Genomic DNA, 19,001 nt, shown 5'->3' with positions numbered 1-19,001 from the left:
GTTTGACGATTTAACTGACCTATAAAAAACTGCATCACAAATGCAAAATTTGAGACGCAGTTTAGAATATGACCTTCCTTTTTAATCAAGAAGCAATTTGCTCCATTGTTTGCAAGATTCGTTTATCAGAGACCGGATATGGCGTACCCAGTTGTTGAGCAAACAAGCTGATCCGCAGTTCTTCAATCATCCAACGAATTTCTCGCACCTCAGGTAATTGTTTCTGTTGCAGTGATAATTTCGCCAGCCATTGCTGCCACTGTTGCTGAACATTTTCGATACGCCACATTTGCGCTTTATCTCTGTGCGGATCAATCGCCAATTTTTCAAGACGGCGCTCAATGCCTTGTAGATAACGCAGGACATCCGGCAAACGTTTCCAACCATTAACGGTGACAAATCCTTTGAAAACCAGACCAGAAAGCTGTTCTTTAATATCCGATAATGCCAGAGCCAATGAAATATCAATTCTCCCCTTAAGGCGTTTGTTAATAGCAAAAATAGTGGTGAGTATCTGTTCTACCTGTTTAGCTATTTCCACGACAGTATCGTTCAACTCAGCCCGAACTTTGTCCTGTAGCTGAATAAAATCCTGCTCATTCCAAGCTGGCCCACCATTCACTGCCATTAATTTATCCACACCACAGGAGATACAATCATCAATCAAATCCAGTACCTTGCCATAGGGATTAAAATAGAGCCCCAATTTGGATTTATTCGGCAATTTCTCATGTAAGTATTTAATTGGCGAAGGAATATTGAGCAACAACAGACGACGAGTACCTTCCCACATGGCAATCTGTTGTTCCAATTCAGTTTCAAACAATTTGATACCGATACTCTCTTTTTCATCCACCAGCGCGGGAAATGCTTTAACAGAGTAACCACCGCGTTTTTGCTCATATCGTCCCGGTAATTCACCAAAACTCCAGATATGCAACCCACTCTGTTCAATCCCATCATCAGCAACAGAGGAAAGTGTCTCCTGAACTTTCTCTTTCAAGCGTAATTTCAGTGCAGATAAATCTTTACCCTCAGCGATAGTTCGATTCTTCTCTCCTACCACTCGAAATGTCATTTTGAGGTGATCGGATACTTGCTCTAACTGCCAATCATCACGTGACACCGTAACGCCAGTTATCCGCCGTAACTCCCTTTCAAGGCTATCTAACAAAGTGGATTGAGGTTGAGATACTCGCTCCATAAATGCCTGAGCATAATTTGGCGCAGGGACAAAATTACGACGAACCGGCTTTGGCAGTGATTTAATCAGTGCAACCACTAAATCATAGCGAATACCTGGGATCTGCCAATCAAATCCTTCATCCTTAACCTGATTCAGCACCGGCAGCGGAATATGAACGGTCACACCATCGGCTTGTGTGCCCGGTTCAAACTGGTAACTAAGCCGTAATTTCAGTGCATCCTGATACCAGTAATTGGGGTAATCCAACGCACTGATTTTATCGGCATCACCTTTGATCAACATATTTTTTTCAAAGTTGAGCAAGTCCGGTTGCTCTTTACCTGTCTTCATCCACCAGCGATCAAAATGGCGGGCAGAAACTACATTCTGAGGTATCCGTTGGTCATAGAAACTAAACAAGGTTTCATCATCCACCAAAATGTCACGACGACGGGATTTATGTTCTAGCTCCTCAATTTCCTCGCGTAATTTCAGATTCGCTCGGAAAAATGCATGTCGAGTTTGCCAGTCGCCTTCCACCAGCGCATGGCGGATAAACAACTCACGGCAGAGCATTGGATCAATTTTACTGTAATTAACCTGACGACTAGACACAATTGGCAAACCATATAAAGTGACTTTTTCCTTAGCCATTACCGCACCCTGCGATTTTTGCCAGTGCGGTTCGCTATAATGATACTTCACCAGATGTCCGGCTAACGGTTCAACCCATTCAGGTTCTATCCGCGCAGCAATACGTCCCCACAAGCGGCTAGTTTCAACCAATTCCGCGGCCATTGACCATTTAGGCGGCTTCTTGAATAAACCAGAACCAGGAAAAATAGCAAAACGAGCATTACGCGCACCGGTATATTCCTGTTTATCTGTATCTTTTTGACCAATATGGGATAACAGTCCAGAAAGTAACGCAGTATGAATACTGCGATAATCTGCATCCTGACTATTTACCGATAGGCCAATTTCTTTCACAACTTGTCGTAACTGAGTGTATATATCCTGCCATTCTCTGACTCTCAGGTAGTTAAGATAATCTTGACGGCAAAGCTTACGAAATTGCGAAGAAGAGAGTGCCTTTTGCTGCTCTTTCAAAAAATCCCATAATTTCAGAAATGCAATAAAATCTGAGTCTTTATCAGCAAATCGACGATGTTTCTCATCAGAAGCCTGCTGTTTCTCCAATGGCCTCTCTCTTGGGTCCTGAATAGACAGCGCAGAAGTGATGACCATTACTTCACGCACACAACCATGATGACGAGCTTCCAATACCATACGCGCCAATCGGGGATCAACCGGGAGTTGAGCAAGCTGTCGTCCGATTGATGTAAGACAGTAATTACTCTTAGCCATTGCGCCTTGATTAATGGTGCTCCGGTCAATGGCCCCAAGCTCTTCCAGAAGCCGAACGCCATCCTGAATATTACGTTTATCAGGAGGTTGCACAAATGGAAATGCGCTAACATCTCCAAGACCAATTGCCGTCATTTGTAGAATGACTGATGCCAGGTTAGTACGCAAGATTTCTGGATCAGTAAACTCCGGCCGAGAAAGGAAATCATCTTCTGAATACAGTCGGATACAGATCCCATCGGATACACGTCCGCAACGCCCTTTCCGCTGATTAGCCGACGCCTGTGATATTGGCTCAATCGGCAATCTCTGTACTTTCGTCCGATAACTGTAACGGCTGATACGTGCATATCCGGTATCAATCACATATTTAATTCCCGGTACAGTCAACGAAGTTTCCGCCACGTTAGTTGCCAGCACAATTCTCCGCCCCGTATGTGACTGGAAAATCCGGTTCTGATCACTGTTAGAAAGACGCGCAAATAGCGGCAGTACTTCGGTATGACGCAGATTCAGTTTATTCAGCGCATCGGCTGTATCACGAATCTCTCTCTCACCACTCATAAAGATCAGGATATCCCCAGGCCCTTCCCGGTTGAATTCATCAACAGCATCAATAATCGCCTCAAGCTGATCCCGCTCTCCATCATTATCTTCACCCATGACCGGACGATACCGCACTTCTACCGGATAGGTTCGACCAGAAACTTCAATAATTGGCGCATGATTAAAATGACGGGAAAAACGCTCAGGATCGATAGTCGCCGAGGTAATAATCACTTTCAAATCAGGACGTTTTGGCAGCAACTGACGCAAATAACCTAGAATAAAATCAATATTCAGACTACGCTCATGCGCCTCATCGATAATGAGCGTGTCATACTGTTTAAGCAACCTGTCATTTTGCAGTTCTGCCAGCAAAATACCATCGGTCATCAGCTTAACCAACGTGTTATCGCCCACATGATCACTAAACCGGACTTTATAACCGACAGCAGAACCCACCGAGGTTTCCAATTCCTCCGCCAGACGATTGGCAACCGCGCGAGCAGCCAATCGACGGGGTTGAGTATGGCCGATCAGACCTTTTATTCCCCGACCTAGTTCAAGACAAATTTTCGGGATCTGTGTTGTTTTACCCGAACCGGTTTCACCCGCAATAATAACAACTTGATGGTCACGAATAGCTTTGTAGATATCATCTTTCTTCTGGCTGACGGGCAAGTTTTCTGGATATTTGATCGTTGGACAAGCAGCCTGACGGTTAATGATTTTCTGAGACTCTTTCACTTATATTGATCCTTGTAACTTCTTAACTTTACTGATTAGCCAGCTTTTATTGATGATGCGGTTCTTATTGACGACATAGTAGCACATCTTATTTATTGGCAATAATTTCGGCGGATATTTCCCCATCACGCTATATCAACGTGGGTAAAAGTTTTTCAATAAATTTGAATGCTAAGCTCTAAATATTGCTCTATTACCAGAAGATAATAACTCATAGAATCACTATATCGTGATTAACAAGTGAATTACCAAAAGTTAATTTAAGGAATAAAAATGAGTAAAGTTCTGGTTCTTAAATCCAGCATTATGGCGCAGCATTCACATACTAACCAAATGGCAGATTTCTTCATTGAAAAGTGGCAAACCAATCATGCTGATGACACCATTAGGATGCGTGATCTGGCCGCACAACCCATTCCTGTTCTGGATAATGAACTGGTTCATGCATTACGTCCAAATGGCAATGAAATGACTACTCGCCAAAAAGAGGTATTAGCATTATCTGACGAACTGATTGCGGAATTGCAGGATAATGACATTATTGTTATCACTGCGCCGATGTACAACTTCCACATTCCAACCCAACTGAAAAACTATTTTGACCTGATAGCCCGTGCTGGCGTGACTTTCCGTTATACCGAAAATGGCCCTGAAGGTCTGTTAAAAGACAAACGGGTAATTATCTTGACCAGCCGTGGCGGCATCCATAAAGACGGCCCCAGTGATCTGTTAGTGCCTTATTTGCGTCTGTTCCTGAATTTCATTGGTCTCACTGATGTAGAGTTTGTTTTTGCCGAAGGTGTAGGGTTAAGCCTTGATGCCGCAAATCAAGCGCAACAAACTGCCCGTGAAGTTTTAGAAGCAATAGCTTCCTGATAGCCACGTTCTTGTTCATAATTCATACATTATCTATATTTACATTGCCGTTTTTTGCGCGTCATCTGACGCGCTTTTATTTCTTCAACCATTTACCATTAATACCAAGCACATATTCACCAGGTTCAGCTCTGTTCACCAATTTTTCTCCAGTAAGTTTAGCCACTTGTTCTGTAGAAATATTATTGCCCGCCGCAATTTCTGCATATTTTTCTTTACGGGCCTGATTAATCTCTGTCACCAAAGCCTGTGCCTGACTATCTGCTTTCACTATAGCCAGATAACCACTGAACGTTTCACCCACCAGCCCTTTCTGCTTTGCCTCATTCAGGGCCATTCCTCCCACAAAAGGGCTGAACAATACACTTGCCAATAACAATATTCCCGTACCTGTTATCTTCATAATGCCAACCCCCCCTAGAATAAACCCGTGTTATTCTTGAGCATCTCTTCAACTTGCCTGTCTACTTTTATCTGAATTTCATGCTCAATTTTGACATGCATATTAATATTAATGGGCTTCTCAGGTGTTGCTACTTCAAGGCGTATACAACCTGACAGTATTAAAGATCCCATTGATAGTAAGAACAGCTTTGTTCTGGTTCGTTTTGTCATTTATCACTCCCATTTAATACAGATATATTCTGTTGTAACCAATCCTCAAGATTGTTGCCAAACCGTAAGCTACGCCATAAGTGAAAGATATTTTCTTCATGATGGTAATTCAGCTTGACTTGCCGCTTTTTATCCCTTAATGAATTAACACCTTGAATTTCAGCATTAAGTGTCAAAACCCCTAAATTATCAAGACTGACTTGCGCCCGTAAGCGACTGATTTCTAAATAGCGTAACCAATCCATAGCAGCACCGGCGGAAATATTATCTTTGTTAATGGAATCTACCGTATCTTTATCCAGACGTAAGGTCATATGGTCGATATTGGTAATCCGACCTTGCTGAACTATCCAGCGTTCATTATTAATAAACAACGGCAATTTTCCGCTGATTTTGCCGGACATCGCAAATTGTTTAACTTTCAACACAGTAAAAAGGCGACTTAACTCCAATTTATCAAGCGTCAAAATAGCCGGATGATGCTGAGGAAATCTTAATTTATCTAGGTTAATACGCCCATCCAACATACCTACATTCACATTAGTCAATTCCAGCGGTTTTTGTTCCGATGGCGGATAAAATCCCTGTAAATCCGCCGTTAAATTATGCATTTCAAACAGATTATTAATTGTTTTCACTCGTAGCTGAACCGGCGATTTAACACCAAATTGCCAGATACTATCTTTCAGCCGCCACGGTAAGACAAAATTAAGGCCACTGATTTCACCATCTTTAAGCCACATGCTGCCATTTTTTACCACCCAGTGCCCTCCCGCGACAAAACCTTGCCCTTGTGTGGCAGAAAAAGCGGCCTGTGCATAAAGATCACCTGAGCGCAAGTTTATCCCTAAATCTTTAGGTACCAACGGCTGAAATGCAAGTAAGGATTGAGTAGGCCACCGCGCTTCACCACGCAATCTTGCTCCATCCCAACGACTGTAAAAAGGGATCGGGCCAATATTTCTTGATGAAAGATCACCATTAACAATAAAGTTGTTCGGGCTTTTCCCTGTCAATTTTGCTGTCAGTTCAGTGGGGGGCAAAAAGCCACCGGACCGAAACGATATTTTCTTCGTTACTAGCCGTAACTCACCCTTAAAGGTGGGAAATTTCTCTGAACGTTGCCATTCCAATGGCTTTGTTAACTGTAGACGCGGCATATCTACCTGAATCATGCCGTGTTTAATAACATTAAAGCCGGTAACCATTTCGTTGACGCTAATCAATGTGTCACGCCAGCGACCTTTTCCAGCGATATCCCATTTAGCCTGTAGTGACGGCAAATCGCCATCTCCCCAATAGTTCCAACGCCAATAGCCTTTATCCGGCATAAAATTCTCGGCATGACCATCAAGATGCAAACGGAATTTTCCCCAATCACGGTGTTGTGCATTAACAATCGCCTGTAACCGGCCAGTAAAACCTTCACGTGTCAGATAAGTTCCCGCTAACGGTGATCGAGCATCTTTAACAATAAACTCATCAGACAAACGCCCCCAAGTCCGAAACAACGAACCTGACTGGAAAGTCATTCTCGGATTAACCAGCGGACCATTAATTACCGCAGGCAATGACATAGCCATAATCATATCCTGCACATTAATCTGACCTGTTAATTGAAAAGGAAGTTGCATATTTAACGAGTTTATCCGGCCCGGTTTTATCGTTAACACTATATTCGCTTTACCACGTTTCCCCTGCGTGACCAAATTTATACGGCCACTAATCAGCAGGTTATCCAATCCTTGTTGCCAATGAACAATCTTAATATTCACTCCACCCGCAAGAGGTTGTCCCGCACTCGTCCACCGCCATTTACCATCAGTAATATCAAACTGGTCTTGGTTAAACTGCCAAGGTAATTCAGCCAAAGGTACTACCGTCCCCTCTTCTCTGATAATAAGTTTGCCGGATTTCCCTTGCCAACCTAACTTGATATTTAGCGGGTGCGTATATTGACTGGCAATAATTTTACCTTTTACTTCACCATGAGGAGGTAGTTTGTCCACATTAAGTGGTAAAGTCACTTCACCATTAAGGCTGATTTCCTGTTCTGGTAATTTAATTGCCAGTTGGTCAATAAATAACGATTCCTGACCATAAATATGCGCTGACAATTTAACATTCTTTCCCTGATAACTCAGTTTTTGCCCCTGAGGAGAGGAATTGAATTTTAGTTTTCCAGCAAAATCTTGCCAGGGATGAAAAGAAAGATTATCCACAGACAAACTTCCCTGTGGAATAAGAGCTAAAATATCAGCAACAGACAATGGAGCAAGGCTCTGCGTAGATTTAGGCAATTGATTTAGGCAATGGATATCTCCATTAATATCTGCGGCATTTAATTGCCAATGATAACCGTTATCTATCTCTGAATATGGGTAACTAACAGATAATCGTGATACACGAATGAGCCTGCAATCCTTCACCTGCAATGAAATATCAGCCAGTTGCAAAACCCCATTTTTCCATTCTGGTTGTTTCAATGAAACCGTCATACCTGGAGGTAACCAGTAACCGGTGACTTTAGGTAACCAATGAGGAATAAAAAACCATCCCGCCGCCATCAGCAATACCAATGACATCAGTATGGTAATGAATATTTTTAACCCTTTGATTATCAAATCCTTTCCTCTCCTTATTAAGCCTTAGATCGGTTATTTCTATTGTTATTCCATAATTTAGCAGACACACCTTAAACTAAGACATTGATTATTAAGCAAATTATGTTGAACATATAGGGGAACAACAAGCAATACACTTATAGAGTTAATTAATTTATTGGTTTATTTAACCCTTTACGTCAGCAATAATTTAAGCCTAAAACAATTTATTAGCTACTTAAATTATAGCGGAGATAATCCCATGAAATTAGTCGTTTACAGTACCAAACAGTATGACTATAAACATCTGGAGCAGGTCAATAAAAAGTTCGGATTTGGTTATGATTTCGAATTTTTCGACTTCCCTCTCAGTTCAAAAACTGCCAAAAACGCTATTGGTGCAGATGCTGTTTGTATTTTCGTCAACGATAATGCTGACCGTGAAGTGCTTGAAGAATTGGCTGAAATGAATATAAAAATCCTCGCATTACGTTGTGCAGGTTTTAATAATGTCGATCTGGATGCGGCTGAAGAATTGGGTATTCAGGTTGTACGGGTTCCAGCCTATTCTCCTGAAGCTGTTGCTGAACATACCGTCGGATTAATGTTGTGCTTAAACCGTCGTATTCACCGAGCTTATCAACGTACCCGTGACGCTAATTTCTCTCTTGAAGGGTTAATTGGTTTCAATATGCACAACCGCACAGTAGGAATTATCGGAACCGGTAAGATTGGTATTGCTACCCTACGTATTCTTAACGGATTTGGTATGCGCCTGTTAGCTCATGATCCCTACCCCAATCAAACTGTTTTGGAGCTCGGCGCTAAATATGTCGATCTGGATACGCTGTATGCGCAATCCGATGTCATATCCCTTCATTGCCCGTTAACACCAGAAAACCATCATCTGCTGAATGAAGTTGCTTTCAGCAAAATGAAAAACGGCGTAATGATCATCAATACCAGCCGAGGGGCTCTGATTGATTCCGTGGCAGCCATTAATGCATTAAAACAACAAAAGATTGGCGCTCTGGGTATGGATGTTTACGAAAATGAACGTGATCTTTTCTTTGAAGACAAATCTAATGACGTCATTCAGGATGATATTTTTCGTCGCTTGTCTTCATGTCATAACGTGCTGTTTACCGGTCATCAGGCATTTCTGACAGAAGAAGCCTTAACCAGTATCAGTGAAATTACGCTGGGAAATATCCAGCAATTACTCAACGGGAAAAATTGCCCGAATATTGTTAGTAAATACCCTTAAAATAATATATAGGAGATAAACATGAAAAAAATATTACCTTTGGCAACAGCAACTTTATTGTTAGCCACATTCCAAGCTTCAGCGACAGAAAACGTGTCAGTGGATGATTTACAACATAACAAATTTGTCCTGGTGAGCGTTAATGGCGAAGGCGCGCAAAATCAAGATGGTCGCGTACCAACTATTGAATTCGGTGAGAAAATGCATATTTCTGGTTCCATGTGTAATCTCTTTATGGGTCAAGGCAAACTGAAAAATGGCGTACTGACCGTTAAAAACCTGGCCAGCACTCAGATGCTTTGTGCTGATGATAAATTGAATCAATGGGATTACTTGATTGGTAAAGTATTAGCCGATGGTGTTAAAGTGAAGTTGAAAGGTCAAAAACTGACACTCTCTCACCCCGATAATACATTGGTTTATAAACTGAAAGATTAAGTTCAGTAATTAGAAAACTCATTTATAAAGTTAGCATTAAACATTTAGCAGAGTGGAATTCCTTGAATGGACTCAGGATTCAACTCTGTTTATCCAAGTGTTTTATGTTTTATTTAGGTGCCGAAAAATACTTTCCGGCACCTCTAGATATAATATCTAAGAATAAATTTACCACTGACATTGATATTTTAAATATTATAGGAGAAAAAATCGAAAAAAATAGATAATGTAATTTACTTTTAATTTATTCCTTCCAATTTAAATAAAGAGTTATGCACTTTTACATTTAATAGATAGTTTACTAACTAAATAAAAGGAAATAATTTATGTCTAATATTACATCGACAGATATTCAATTTATCGACCTCATGAACGAAATGCGTCAACACGCAAAGCATACGTTAAATGATTCTAAAACTGAACAATTTGTACCATCGACACCTGAACTCCAGGCATATGTAAATATGCTTGGGGAGCAATACGAAAGTATCGGTATTGTCGAAAATAAGGAAATAGATGGTATTATTAATCAATTGAAAGATTCAGTAAAATCTGGTGCAAATTCAACAGTAAACGTTTCTAAGACAAGTGTAACTAATAGCACACAGAAATATCAGGAAGCGATTGCCGCCGATCCAGACAACGCAAATCAAGACTGGATCGATAACATGAATAAATCTCGTCAAAGAACCAAAGATGAGAACAACAGACAAATTGATGTAAGTTACGATAAAGCCATTCAATTTGGATTACAATTTCCTAACGCCAGAGCAACAATACAAAGTTTTATGGAAAAAACTAATGCTTTTTTTTCCAGTCTGTTTGGCAGACTTTCAAATTTTATACTTGATGCAGCCAGGCAACTCTCTGAATGGATAAGCAGAGCATGGGAATCAATTAAATCTTTCTATGAGAAAATTAATGTTTGGATTTCCGGTGCTTTGTAATTAACTAATAATGGTTCGAATTGGTTCGAACCATTATATTCACCTCAAATATAACGTGGAAAAATTAATTACTTATTAGGCAATTTGATTCTGGAAATAATCGCGAGCCTATCCATATAATATTCCGCATTACCCCATAACCAACTCTGCTCTTTACTGACATCATCTTCAGCTAAAATATTTCTTAATTCACAGGTCGTAACATCATAACCGTAAACATAAAGCCCAAACTGTAACGCCTCATACATTCTGGCTTGCCAAAAAGAGGTGCCTTCTATTATTTGACTTATATTCGAAGCAACAACATCGTAGGTTTTAATCAGATAGTGGAAAAAAATTTTAGCGGCCAAATCATTTAATGCCGCTCTATGTTGTGGCTTCCTCGTTCGCCACACAAGTATCTGCGAAGCGGGACGACAGTTAAGCACCAAGTCACTTATTACAATCACTTTATTGTAATAAACCACTTCTTTTGTTTCATCACTAAGTAACGCTAATTCAAAATAAGGCTCATCTATATCATCTAAATCTAACCGGTTATCAACCCTGATCAACCGGTAACCTGGAGGAAAAATGAGTTCATCCACATCATGCACAATATTAGTACCAGAGGAATCAAGAGCATCATACAGAACACGATTGAACTCTAACTCACTCAATTGGATGAAATCATTGGTAATCTTTTCTATGTTTCCCACATGTATTGGCATACTTTATGCCTCCTATAATAGACCACAGGTTCAATTACCTAATGGTAATAGTATAGACGCAATTATATACAATCAACCTTTAGTTTATTCTTGGCGGATACACCCATTGGATGGCTTAACTCTAGAGCAAGCCCCAACGAGGGAAACACAGAAAATAATTTGTTAAATTATAGTTAGTTAGATAATTGTTAAGGTCTATTAATGATATGATCTTCCCACTCTACAACATCAATTTCCCGTACAGCGATATGCCTAACTGAAATTCTTTCGCTATGCATTGCTGATTTGGAACCTTTAATCAGAGGATGCCACGGTAACAATGACTTCCCTTCCTCAAGCAAACGATATGCACAAGTCTTTGGCAACCATTCGAAAGTCGGCAAATTATAACGGGTTAACTTGATACAATCCGGCTCATATCTGAAACGTTCTTCGTAATTTTTGCATTGGCACGTTTTTATATTGAGCTGATTGCAAGCAACATTAGTAAAATAAATTTCATCGGTATCATCATCCATCAATTTATGTAAGCAACACTGCCCACAACCATCACATAATGACTCCCATTCTTCATCCGTCATCTGATCTAGAGTTTTTACCTGCCAGAAAGGCTGAGACATAACTTCTACTATTCCTTATATTATTCAAATCACCCTGGTAGTAAGTGAATGATCATTCAGAGTAACCTTTAACACATCACCGGCTTCCAGTGCTCCAACACCTTCCGGCGTGCCAGTGAGAATCACATCCCCCGCCCGCAAAGTGAAAAAGTGCGACATATGGCTGATCAGGGGAACGATTGATGTCAGCATATCACTGCTATCACCGTTCTGCCGTAGCTCATCATTGACTGTTAGTGAAAACTGGACATTCTGTGGATCACCAAAATGACTTATTCGAATAAACCCAGATATCGGGCAAGAGCCATCAAACGCCTTACTTTTTTCCCACGGTTGACCTGCTTTCTTAAACTTAGATTGCAAATCACGCAAGGTGAGATCCAAGGCAACAGCAAAGCCGGCGATCGCGGCGCTAGCTCGCTCTTCATTTGCCTGTTTCAACGGTGTACCAATCAGTACAGCCAGTTCAACTTCATGGTGAACTGCGCCAAAATCCTTTGGAATTGCAATTGGCTGGTGTATATCACACAGTGCAGTTTCTGGCTTAATAAAAACGACTGGCTCTTCCGCTGGCTGAGTTCCCATCTCTTTAATATGTTTAGCGTAATTACTACCAACGCAAACTACTTTATTGACAGGAAGATCCAGTAATGCCCCCTGCCAGTCTCTGTGTTGATACATATTCGTTCCTCACTCTGGTTGATTAGGCAACACACCCATAATTATAGCACTTATTGCCATATCTCATCGGCCACCACGCCAGACTAATCGCAAAATAAAGGGCAGAGGAAATTGTTTTCCTTTAAAAGCACGACTCACTGTGAATATTGTGGTGGTTAATAAAACCGCGATGACGATTAACTTTGTTCATCGAACTCTTGGATTCTTCTTATTTTTCCATCTGGTTTAGATGTGCATCCATTAAGTTTTCAACCGGAGGTGGGATTTGCAGGTAAAAACCTTGCTCAATTAACGATATTTTTACCTTTTCTATATCAGCGCCTGCCAGCTTCTTTCTGTCTGCCAGAGAAATCATCATTGTATATTGAGGCTGGCCAAAACTTTTCAGTAACTCTTCGGGGACGCGAGAGAAATTATCTCTTTTTTCAACATAAAGGTATGTTTGCTCTCTTTTCGGGCTTCTGTAGATCACACAAATCATTATAATAAACTCTTCTAAATTCAGGTCACAACTTGCTTGAATAATTCAGTAATTATAACATGTTTATTGTATTTCAAAATATCGTATCCCAGAGGTTGTTCTGGGGTGATCTCAAATTTGCTGAATCTGAGTCAGGATAGATGTCACAGTCGCCAATTGAGCTAAAAGGCAGTAATTTTACGCTTTCGGTTGTTCATTTACACAGTGACCAACCAGAAATCATTCTACAGGCCCTACAGGAAAAAGTGGAACAAGCACCGGATTTCCTGAAAAACGCGCCTGTTGTTATTAACATCTCCGTTCTGCCGGCAGACGCTGATTTGAAAGCGCTGCATCACGCTATTGATTCAGCTGGATTCCGTATTGTCGGAATGAGTGGTTGTCGTGATGAGCAACAACGCAGAGCGGTAATACAAGCATCCTTACCACTACTAAGCGAAGGCAAAAAACAAAAAGCCTCAGCAAAGGAAAATAAACCGGCAGAACCTGAGATTAAAAAAACTCGTGTAATTAATTTACCTGTTCGCTCAGGTCAAAGGATTTATGCCCAAGGCAGTGATCTTATTGTTACCAGTAATGTAAGCGCCGGCGCCGAGTTGATTGCCGACGGCAATATTCACATCTACGGCATGATGCGTGGTCGGGCGTTAGCCGGGGCATCCGGTGATCAGGAGTGCCTGGTTTTTTGCACCCATTTAAATGCAGAACTTATCTCTATCGCAGGGCAATATTGGCTCGGCGATAAAATCCCGACTGAATTAGCAGGAAAAGCCGCAAAACTTAGCCTGGTAAATAATGAATTAACTATTGAACCTTTAATCTAGCCCTTTTAATAAGGAATCACTTCATGGCACGCATTATTGTTGTTACATCAGGTAAAGGTGGCGTTGGCAAAACCACTTCAAGCGCGGCCATTGCTACCGGCCTTGCTCAAAGAGGTAAAAAGACCGTCGTTATCGATTTTGATATCGGCCTGCGTAACCTCGATCTGATTATGGGATGTGAACGCCGCGTAGTTTATGACTTCGTGAACGTAATCCAAGGTGACGTATCGCTTAATCAGGCATTAATTAAAGACAAACGTACCGAGAACCTTTATATCTTGCCTGCATCACAAACCCGCGATAAAGACGCTCTCACCCCAGAAGGCGTTGAGAAGGTTTTAGTTGATCTGGACAAACAAGGTTTCGATTTTATTATCTGCGACTCCCCGGCAGGGATTGAAAGCGGCGCGTTGATAGCACTCTATTTTGCTGACGAAGCGATCATCACAACAAATCCTGAGGTCTCTTCTGTACGTGATTCGGACCGTATCCTGGGTATTCTGGCTTCTAAATCTCGACGAGCTGAACGGGGTGAAGATCCCATTAAAGAGCATCTGCTATTAACTCGATATAACCCAGGCCGGGTGAGTCGTGGTGATATGCTAAGTATGGAAGATGTTCTGGAAATTTTATGCATTCCTTTAATCGGTGTTATTCCAGAAGATCAATCTGTACTGCGTTCATCTAACCAAGGAGAGCCGGTTATTCTGGATACAGAGTCCGACGCAGGAAAAGCGTATACAGACACTGTTGAACGTTTATTAGGAGAAGAACGTCCTTTCCGTTTCATTGAAGAAGAGAAAAAGGGCTTCTTAAAACGCCTATTTGGGGGGTAAAACATGGCCTTGCTAGATTTCTTTCTGTCGAGAAAAAAGACGACAGCAAATATCGCTAAAGAGCGGTTGCAAATTATCGTGGCAGAGCGTCGCCGTGGTGATGCTGAGCCTGCTTATCTGCCTGATATGAAACGAGATATCTTGGCGGTAATCTGTAAGTACATACAGGTAGATCCAGATATGCTCTCTGTGCAATTCGAACAGAAAGGTGATGATATTTCCGTGCTGGAACTTAATATAACATTACCTGAGACAGAAGAAGCTCAAAAATAACACAGACAGGCAGCTGTTTTATCACTACCGCCATCAAAGTAACCAAGCTCATTATATTATATGGCAGTCTGAGGTGGGGTAACCCTAACGGGAACCCCTTTCTCGCGCTTTAGCCTAGCATCAAGCTAATGCTCTGATATGGATTAATCAGGATAGTTCGCCAGAATCTCTGCAACAGGTTCAGCCAGCAACTCTCCCCGCCATCCACTAAGCAGCTCAGGCTTGCCATTTAATTGTTTCAATTTCCAATGAGCACTGAGTAATTGATTAATCTGACGACGAGATGCCAATAATTCAGAATTAAATCTGTGCTGCTCACTTACCTGATGGATCAGCGCTTTAATATCCTTAAACGCTTTACGATAACCAGGTTGATCAATCAGGTTCGTCACTGGCGGCGGGCATTCGCTTTCTGGAATATTTCCACTTTCAGCAACCATCGCCAATAGACGACGACCATGACAACGAATCTCCTGCCCACTTAACCCTAACGCGTCCAACTCTGCCAAAGAAGTTGGCATATAACGTGCTACCTGCCACAGGTTTTCTTCACGAATGACGAAGTTCACGGCTAAATCGCGTTCTCTGGCCTGATTCAAACGCCATGCGGCCAGTTTTTTCAAACACGCAAGCTGTTGAGGACGTAATTGACAGATATTGCCTATCTGCTTATAAGCACATTCTGGTTCTAATATCTCTTTACGGCGTCGGCTGATAAGCTGACACTCACCAGTCGCAGCCTCCATATATCCGGCCTGCGCTGTCGCAGTCATCAGGATATCCGCCAAAGGCAACAGATAATAAACATCCGCTGCCGCATATTCGCACTGTTTTTCACTTAACGGGCGAGCAAGCCAATCAGTTCGGGATTCGCTTTTATCCAGCTCGACATGAATATATTCAGCCACCAGCGCGGCAAAGCCACATGAAAGCGGACGCCCAATAAAAGCCGCCAGGACCTGAGTATCAATCATTGGTTCAGGCAAACATTGGAAAGCATTCAGAAAAACTTCCAAATCTTCACTGCCGGCATGCAACAGCTTCAATATTTGAGGATGAGTAATTAACTCACGAAAAGGTTGCCAGTTGGTGATATTAAGTGGATCAATCAGAGAAAGTTGTTCGCCATCATACAGTTGTATCAAACCTAATTGTGGATAATACGTCCGTGTGCGTACAAATTCAGTATCCAATGCTACTTTTGAGTATTTTTTTGCCCTTTTGCAAACTTGCTGCAACTGAGCATCTGTGGTGATCAACTGATAATTCAAAACATAGTTCTCTTAGCCATTCATGGAATAAGCACGACAACGCCGGCTGATACCGGCGTTGTCGTGCTTATCAATATTATGAAGAGGATCTCAGGCTATAGCTACATTCCTGACCTTTTCCTCTTCATCACGCAGTTCCCTGCGAAGAATTTTACCTACATTAGACTTAGGCAATTCATCCCGGAACTCAATGATCTTCGGTACTTTATACCCTGTTAGATAACGACGGCAATGGGTTCTAAGCTCATCCTCGGTCAAACTAGGATCTATCCGAACCACAAACACTTTGACAGTTTCACCGGAACTTTCGCTTGATACACCTATTGCTGCTGACTCTAGCACTTTAGGGTGAGCTGATACAACATCTTCAACTTCATTAGGATACACATTGAAACCAGAAACCAAAATCATATCTTTTTTACGATCTACGATATGAATGGAACCCTGTTCATTAACATTCGCAATATCACCCGTTGCTACCCAACCATCTTTCAACACTTCTTCTGTCGCGTCAGGGCGATTCCAATAACCCACCATCACCTGTGGACCGCGTATCCACAATTCTCCCTGCTGACCCATCTCTACCTCATTCCCATCATCATCCACAAGTTTGATTTCCGTTGAAGAGACCGGGAAACCAATACTGCCAGTATAATGTTTCGAGTTATAAGGATTACAGGAAACCAAAGGTGAACATTCTGTCAGACCATAACCTTCAAGCAGATTGGTGCCTGTCACTTTCGCCCATTTCTCAGCAACTGCTTTCTGTACCGGCATACCACCACCAACAACCAGACGCAGCGTAGAAAAATCAAGCTTCTTAAATTCTTCATTATTCAACCAGGCGTTAAACAACGTATTTACCCCGGTGACAGAAGTGAACGGATAACGACCTAATTCTTTAGCCGTACCCGTAATATCACGCGGGTTAGTGATCAGAAGATTACACCCACCCAAGTAAATAAGTAACAAGCAATTCACCATTAACGCAAATATGTGATAGAGAGGCAACGCCGTAACAATCAGCTCTTGGCCTGCACGTAATAATGGAGAATAAACCGCTTTTGCCTGTTCAAGATTTGCCAATATATTACGGTGAGTCAGCATAGCTCCCTTAGCTACGCCGGTAGTGCCGCCGGTATATTGCAGAAAGGCCAAGTCATTACCGTTAATCTCCGGTTTTACATATTGCATGCGATAGCCCTTCTGTATCGCACAACGGAATGAAATGGCATCAGGTAAATTATACTTCGGCACCAACCGCTTAATGTATTTCACCGCAAAATCGACCAACGTACCTTTAGGACGAGATAATTGGTCGCCCATACGCGTCAAAATAACATGCTTAACTTTAGTATTAAAAACGATCTTTTCCAATGTATGGGCAAAATTGGAGACGATCACAATAGCGGAAGTACCGCTATCATTAAGCTGATGTTCAAGCTCACGCGGCGTATACAGCGGGTTTACATTTACAACAATCATACCTGCACGCAGAACACCAAACAGTGCAACGGGATATTGCAGCAGATTTGGCATCATCAGAGCAACGCGATCTCCTTTACTTAATCCCAAACCATTTTGCAAATATGCTGCAAATGCCCGACTACGCTCTTCCAACTTACGGAAGGTCATAATCTCACCCATATTGATAAATGCAGGTTGATCTGCATAGTGCGCTACGGCATTTTCAAACATCTCAACCAATGATGCATAACGATCCGGGTCAATTTCCGCAGGAACATCCGCCGGATAGTGTTTTAGCCAGACTTTCTCCAAGGTAGTACTCCTGAAATTTTAATTGCTATGTTATCACTCGCCTAATAAATAACGCACGCCTTGATTTAACAAATTATTAACTCAGCGTACCAGTTTAAAAAAGAAACATTGTTCAGGTTGAGATACACATCACTAATTTCATGTTAATCCTTATACATAAAAACAAAGAGAATGGTGTCGTCTGTAAATTATTTTTAATTATCAGTATATTATTGCTCTAGTTAATATTAAACTTAGTAGCTATTGGTTATACATTGACCTACTTATTTTTTGCTTAAGATAGCATTTTTGAAATAGCATTTATTGCTTTCATCTATTCCAATACGCTATTAAAAATATAACGGTAATAAAAAATGATTATAAATAACATTACAGTCAGAAGGGCAACCTATGAAGATAGTACAACTATCAGCAATATAGAGCGCCAGGCAGCTTCTCTTTTTCCAGAAAAACTCTTACCAAAAGCACTCGGTGACCAAACCCTATCCACGTATGAAATTGAATCAGGTATTCAGGAACAGCAACTTTGGGTTGCTGAAAGTGATCAAAAGCTGGTTGGGTTTGCACTAATCCGACGTTTAAATCAATTGATGCTGCTAGCTGAGATTGATGTGTCGCCAAAATATAACGGGCAAGGTATTGCCAGTACCTTGCTTAGCTTAATCATTGAGCAATTAGAACAGAACAGGGAAACCGCTCTTTATCTCACCACTTTTCGTGATTTTATGCCAAGCCGCAAATTATATGACAAATTTGGTTTTGTCATACTGCAATCGGATGATATTCCTGATGAACTACGGAAAATTCTGACAGAAGAGATAGCTGCGGGTTTGGGGGCAAGAATTGCAATGAAATTAACGATCAATCCAAAGACAGATAGGAAATAATAGATAAATTGCCGCCACATATTATTGCGGCGGCTCAAACTGAAAATAA

At 41.4% G+C, this 19,001-nt stretch carries 17 protein-coding genes and 1 pseudogene; 8 read left to right on the top strand and 10 right to left on the bottom strand.

The features are described from left to right. Positions 1-85 precede the first annotated feature (85 nt). Positions 86-3,832 (bottom strand): annotated as a pseudogene (hrpA, locus tag Phpb_RS19360) (ATP-dependent RNA helicase HrpA); the annotation flags it as partial. Between the two features lie 285 nt (positions 3,833-4,117). On the opposite strand from hrpA, the gene Phpb_RS19355 reads away from it, so the two are divergent. Next, positions 4,118-4,720: an FMN-dependent NADH-azoreductase gene (locus Phpb_RS19355; protein ID WP_046394576.1), complete on the top strand. Its 603-nt coding sequence runs from the start codon at positions 4,118-4,120 to the stop codon at positions 4,718-4,720. 76 nt (positions 4,721-4,796) lie between these two features. Here the strand turns inward: Phpb_RS19355 and Phpb_RS19350 are convergent, their stop codons facing one another. From Phpb_RS19350 to Phpb_RS19340, 3 genes are read right to left on the bottom strand one after another with little or no spacing between them, the layout of a single operon-like run. Further along, on the bottom strand, positions 4,797-5,123 hold the full coding sequence (locus tag Phpb_RS19350) for a YdbL family probable chaperone protein (RefSeq protein ID WP_065391783.1): 327 nt from the start codon (positions 5,121-5,123) through the stop codon (positions 4,797-4,799). Between the two features lie 14 nt (positions 5,124-5,137). Then, complete coding sequence (locus tag Phpb_RS19345; protein ID WP_065391782.1) at positions 5,138-5,335, bottom strand: YnbE family lipoprotein; 198 nt, start codon at positions 5,333-5,335, stop codon at positions 5,138-5,140. After that, the gene (locus Phpb_RS19340; RefSeq protein WP_205634810.1) at positions 5,332-7,959 is read right to left on the bottom strand and encodes a YdbH family protein; all 2,628 of its coding nucleotides are present in this window, start codon (positions 7,957-7,959) and stop codon (positions 5,332-5,334) included. Before Phpb_RS19340 ends, Phpb_RS19345 begins: the two co-directional genes overlap by 4 nt. 241 nt (positions 7,960-8,200) lie before the next feature. On the opposite strand from Phpb_RS19340, the gene Phpb_RS19335 reads away from it, so the two are divergent. From Phpb_RS19335 to Phpb_RS19325, 3 genes are all read left to right on the top strand, one after another. Then, on the top strand, positions 8,201-9,205 hold the full coding sequence (locus Phpb_RS19335) for a 2-hydroxyacid dehydrogenase (RefSeq protein WP_065391781.1): 1,005 nt from the start codon (positions 8,201-8,203) through the stop codon (positions 9,203-9,205). A 21-nt stretch (positions 9,206-9,226) separates the two neighbouring features. Continuing rightward, positions 9,227-9,643: a heat shock protein HslJ gene (gene hslJ / locus Phpb_RS19330; RefSeq protein ID WP_065391780.1), complete on the top strand. Its 417-nt coding sequence runs from the start codon at positions 9,227-9,229 to the stop codon at positions 9,641-9,643. Positions 9,644-9,969: 326 nt separating this feature from the next. Further along, the gene (locus Phpb_RS19325) at positions 9,970-10,590 is read left to right on the top strand and encodes a hypothetical protein (protein WP_065391779.1); all 621 of its coding nucleotides are present in this window, start codon (positions 9,970-9,972) and stop codon (positions 10,588-10,590) included. Positions 10,591-10,658: 68 nt separating this feature from the next. Here Phpb_RS19325 and Phpb_RS19320 read toward each other — a convergent pair whose 3' ends face one another. The 4 genes from Phpb_RS19320 to Phpb_RS19305 form a co-directional block, all read right to left on the bottom strand. Then, complete coding sequence (locus Phpb_RS19320; protein ID WP_065391778.1) at positions 10,659-11,300, bottom strand: hypothetical protein; 642 nt, start codon at positions 11,298-11,300, stop codon at positions 10,659-10,661. A 188-nt stretch (positions 11,301-11,488) separates the two neighbouring features. Continuing rightward, a complete protein-coding gene (gene ycgN, locus Phpb_RS19315) occupies positions 11,489-11,920 on the bottom strand; it encodes a cysteine cluster protein YcgN (protein ID WP_065391777.1) in 432 nt (143 codons plus the stop codon). A 24-nt stretch (positions 11,921-11,944) separates the two neighbouring features. Beyond that, complete coding sequence (locus Phpb_RS19310) at positions 11,945-12,601, bottom strand: fumarylacetoacetate hydrolase family protein (RefSeq protein WP_065391776.1); 657 nt, start codon at positions 12,599-12,601, stop codon at positions 11,945-11,947. Positions 12,602-12,809: 208 nt separating this feature from the next. Then, positions 12,810-13,082, bottom strand: a complete 273-nt coding sequence (locus tag Phpb_RS19305) for a YcgL domain-containing protein (protein ID WP_065391775.1) — start codon at positions 13,080-13,082, stop codon at positions 12,810-12,812. 140 nt (positions 13,083-13,222) lie between these two features. Here Phpb_RS19305 and minC point away from each other — a divergent pair, with 140 nt between their 5' ends. The 3 genes from minC to minE are packed head-to-tail and all read left to right on the top strand — an operon-like array spanning position 13,223 to position 15,015. After that, positions 13,223-13,906 carry a septum site-determining protein MinC gene (minC, locus tag Phpb_RS19300; protein ID WP_065391774.1) on the top strand — a complete coding sequence of 228 codons (684 nt, stop codon included), beginning with the start codon at positions 13,223-13,225 and terminating at the stop codon, positions 13,904-13,906. Positions 13,907-13,929: 23 nt separating this feature from the next. Beyond that, positions 13,930-14,742, top strand: a complete 813-nt coding sequence (gene minD / locus Phpb_RS19295; RefSeq protein ID WP_036806371.1) for a septum site-determining protein MinD — start codon at positions 13,930-13,932, stop codon at positions 14,740-14,742. Between the two features lie 3 nt (positions 14,743-14,745). After that, complete coding sequence (minE, locus tag Phpb_RS19290) at positions 14,746-15,015, top strand: cell division topological specificity factor MinE (RefSeq protein ID WP_036806374.1); 270 nt, start codon at positions 14,746-14,748, stop codon at positions 15,013-15,015. Between the two features lie 143 nt (positions 15,016-15,158). On the opposite strand, the gene rnd is transcribed toward minE, so the two are convergent. Together rnd and fadD are read right to left on the bottom strand one after the other, a co-directional pair. Continuing rightward, positions 15,159-16,286 (bottom strand): ribonuclease D, encoded by a 1,128-nt coding sequence (gene rnd, locus Phpb_RS19285; RefSeq protein WP_065391773.1) that lies wholly within the window; start codon positions 16,284-16,286, stop codon positions 15,159-15,161. Positions 16,287-16,376: 90 nt separating this feature from the next. Further along, a complete protein-coding gene (fadD, locus tag Phpb_RS19280) occupies positions 16,377-18,065 on the bottom strand; it encodes a long-chain-fatty-acid--CoA ligase FadD (RefSeq protein ID WP_065391772.1) in 1,689 nt (562 codons plus the stop codon). A gap of 353 nt (positions 18,066-18,418) precedes the next feature. Between fadD and Phpb_RS19275 the strand changes: the two genes are divergently transcribed. After that, positions 18,419-18,952 carry a GNAT family N-acetyltransferase gene (locus Phpb_RS19275; RefSeq protein ID WP_065391771.1) on the top strand — a complete coding sequence of 178 codons (534 nt, stop codon included), beginning with the start codon at positions 18,419-18,421 and terminating at the stop codon, positions 18,950-18,952. The last annotated feature ends 49 nt before the right edge of the window (positions 18,953-19,001 follow it).

Origin of the sequence: Photorhabdus namnaonensis, from assembly GCF_001684335.1 — a bacterium.
GTDB classification, from domain to species: domain Bacteria; phylum Pseudomonadota; class Gammaproteobacteria; order Enterobacterales; family Enterobacteriaceae; genus Photorhabdus; species Photorhabdus namnaonensis.
The sequence above is the reverse complement of the archived record's forward strand: the minus strand, read 5'-3'. Positions and strand labels throughout refer to the sequence as shown.

Excerpts from the sequence above, each read along its gene's own strand:
- Phpb_RS19325 (WP_065391779.1), top strand. The coding sequence starts at position 9,970 with ATGTCTAATATTACATCGACAGATATTCAATTTATCGACCTCATGAAC.
- Phpb_RS19275 (WP_065391771.1), top strand. The coding sequence starts at position 18,419 with ATGATTATAAATAACATTACAGTCAGAAGGGCAACCTATGAAGATAGT.
- Phpb_RS19310 (WP_065391776.1), bottom strand. The coding sequence starts at position 12,601 with ATGTATCAACACAGAGACTGGCAGGGGGCATTACTGGATCTTCCTGTC.
- minD (WP_036806371.1), top strand. The coding sequence starts at position 13,930 with ATGGCACGCATTATTGTTGTTACATCAGGTAAAGGTGGCGTTGGCAAA.
- Phpb_RS19320 (WP_065391778.1), bottom strand. The coding sequence starts at position 11,300 with ATGCCAATACATGTGGGAAACATAGAAAAGATTACCAATGATTTCATC.
- Phpb_RS19355 (WP_046394576.1), top strand. The coding sequence starts at position 4,118 with ATGAGTAAAGTTCTGGTTCTTAAATCCAGCATTATGGCGCAGCATTCA.
- hslJ (WP_065391780.1), top strand. The coding sequence starts at position 9,227 with ATGAAAAAAATATTACCTTTGGCAACAGCAACTTTATTGTTAGCCACA.
- Phpb_RS19305 (WP_065391775.1), bottom strand. The coding sequence starts at position 13,082 with ATGATTTGTGTGATCTACAGAAGCCCGAAAAGAGAGCAAACATACCTT.
- minC (WP_065391774.1), top strand. The coding sequence starts at position 13,223 with ATGTCACAGTCGCCAATTGAGCTAAAAGGCAGTAATTTTACGCTTTCG.
- minE (WP_036806374.1), top strand. The coding sequence starts at position 14,746 with ATGGCCTTGCTAGATTTCTTTCTGTCGAGAAAAAAGACGACAGCAAAT.
- Phpb_RS19335 (WP_065391781.1), top strand. The coding sequence starts at position 8,201 with ATGAAATTAGTCGTTTACAGTACCAAACAGTATGACTATAAACATCTG.
- Phpb_RS19345 (WP_065391782.1), bottom strand. The coding sequence starts at position 5,335 with ATGACAAAACGAACCAGAACAAAGCTGTTCTTACTATCAATGGGATCT.
- Phpb_RS19350 (WP_065391783.1), bottom strand. The coding sequence starts at position 5,123 with ATGAAGATAACAGGTACGGGAATATTGTTATTGGCAAGTGTATTGTTC.
- ycgN (WP_065391777.1), bottom strand. The coding sequence starts at position 11,920 with ATGTCTCAGCCTTTCTGGCAGGTAAAAACTCTAGATCAGATGACGGAT.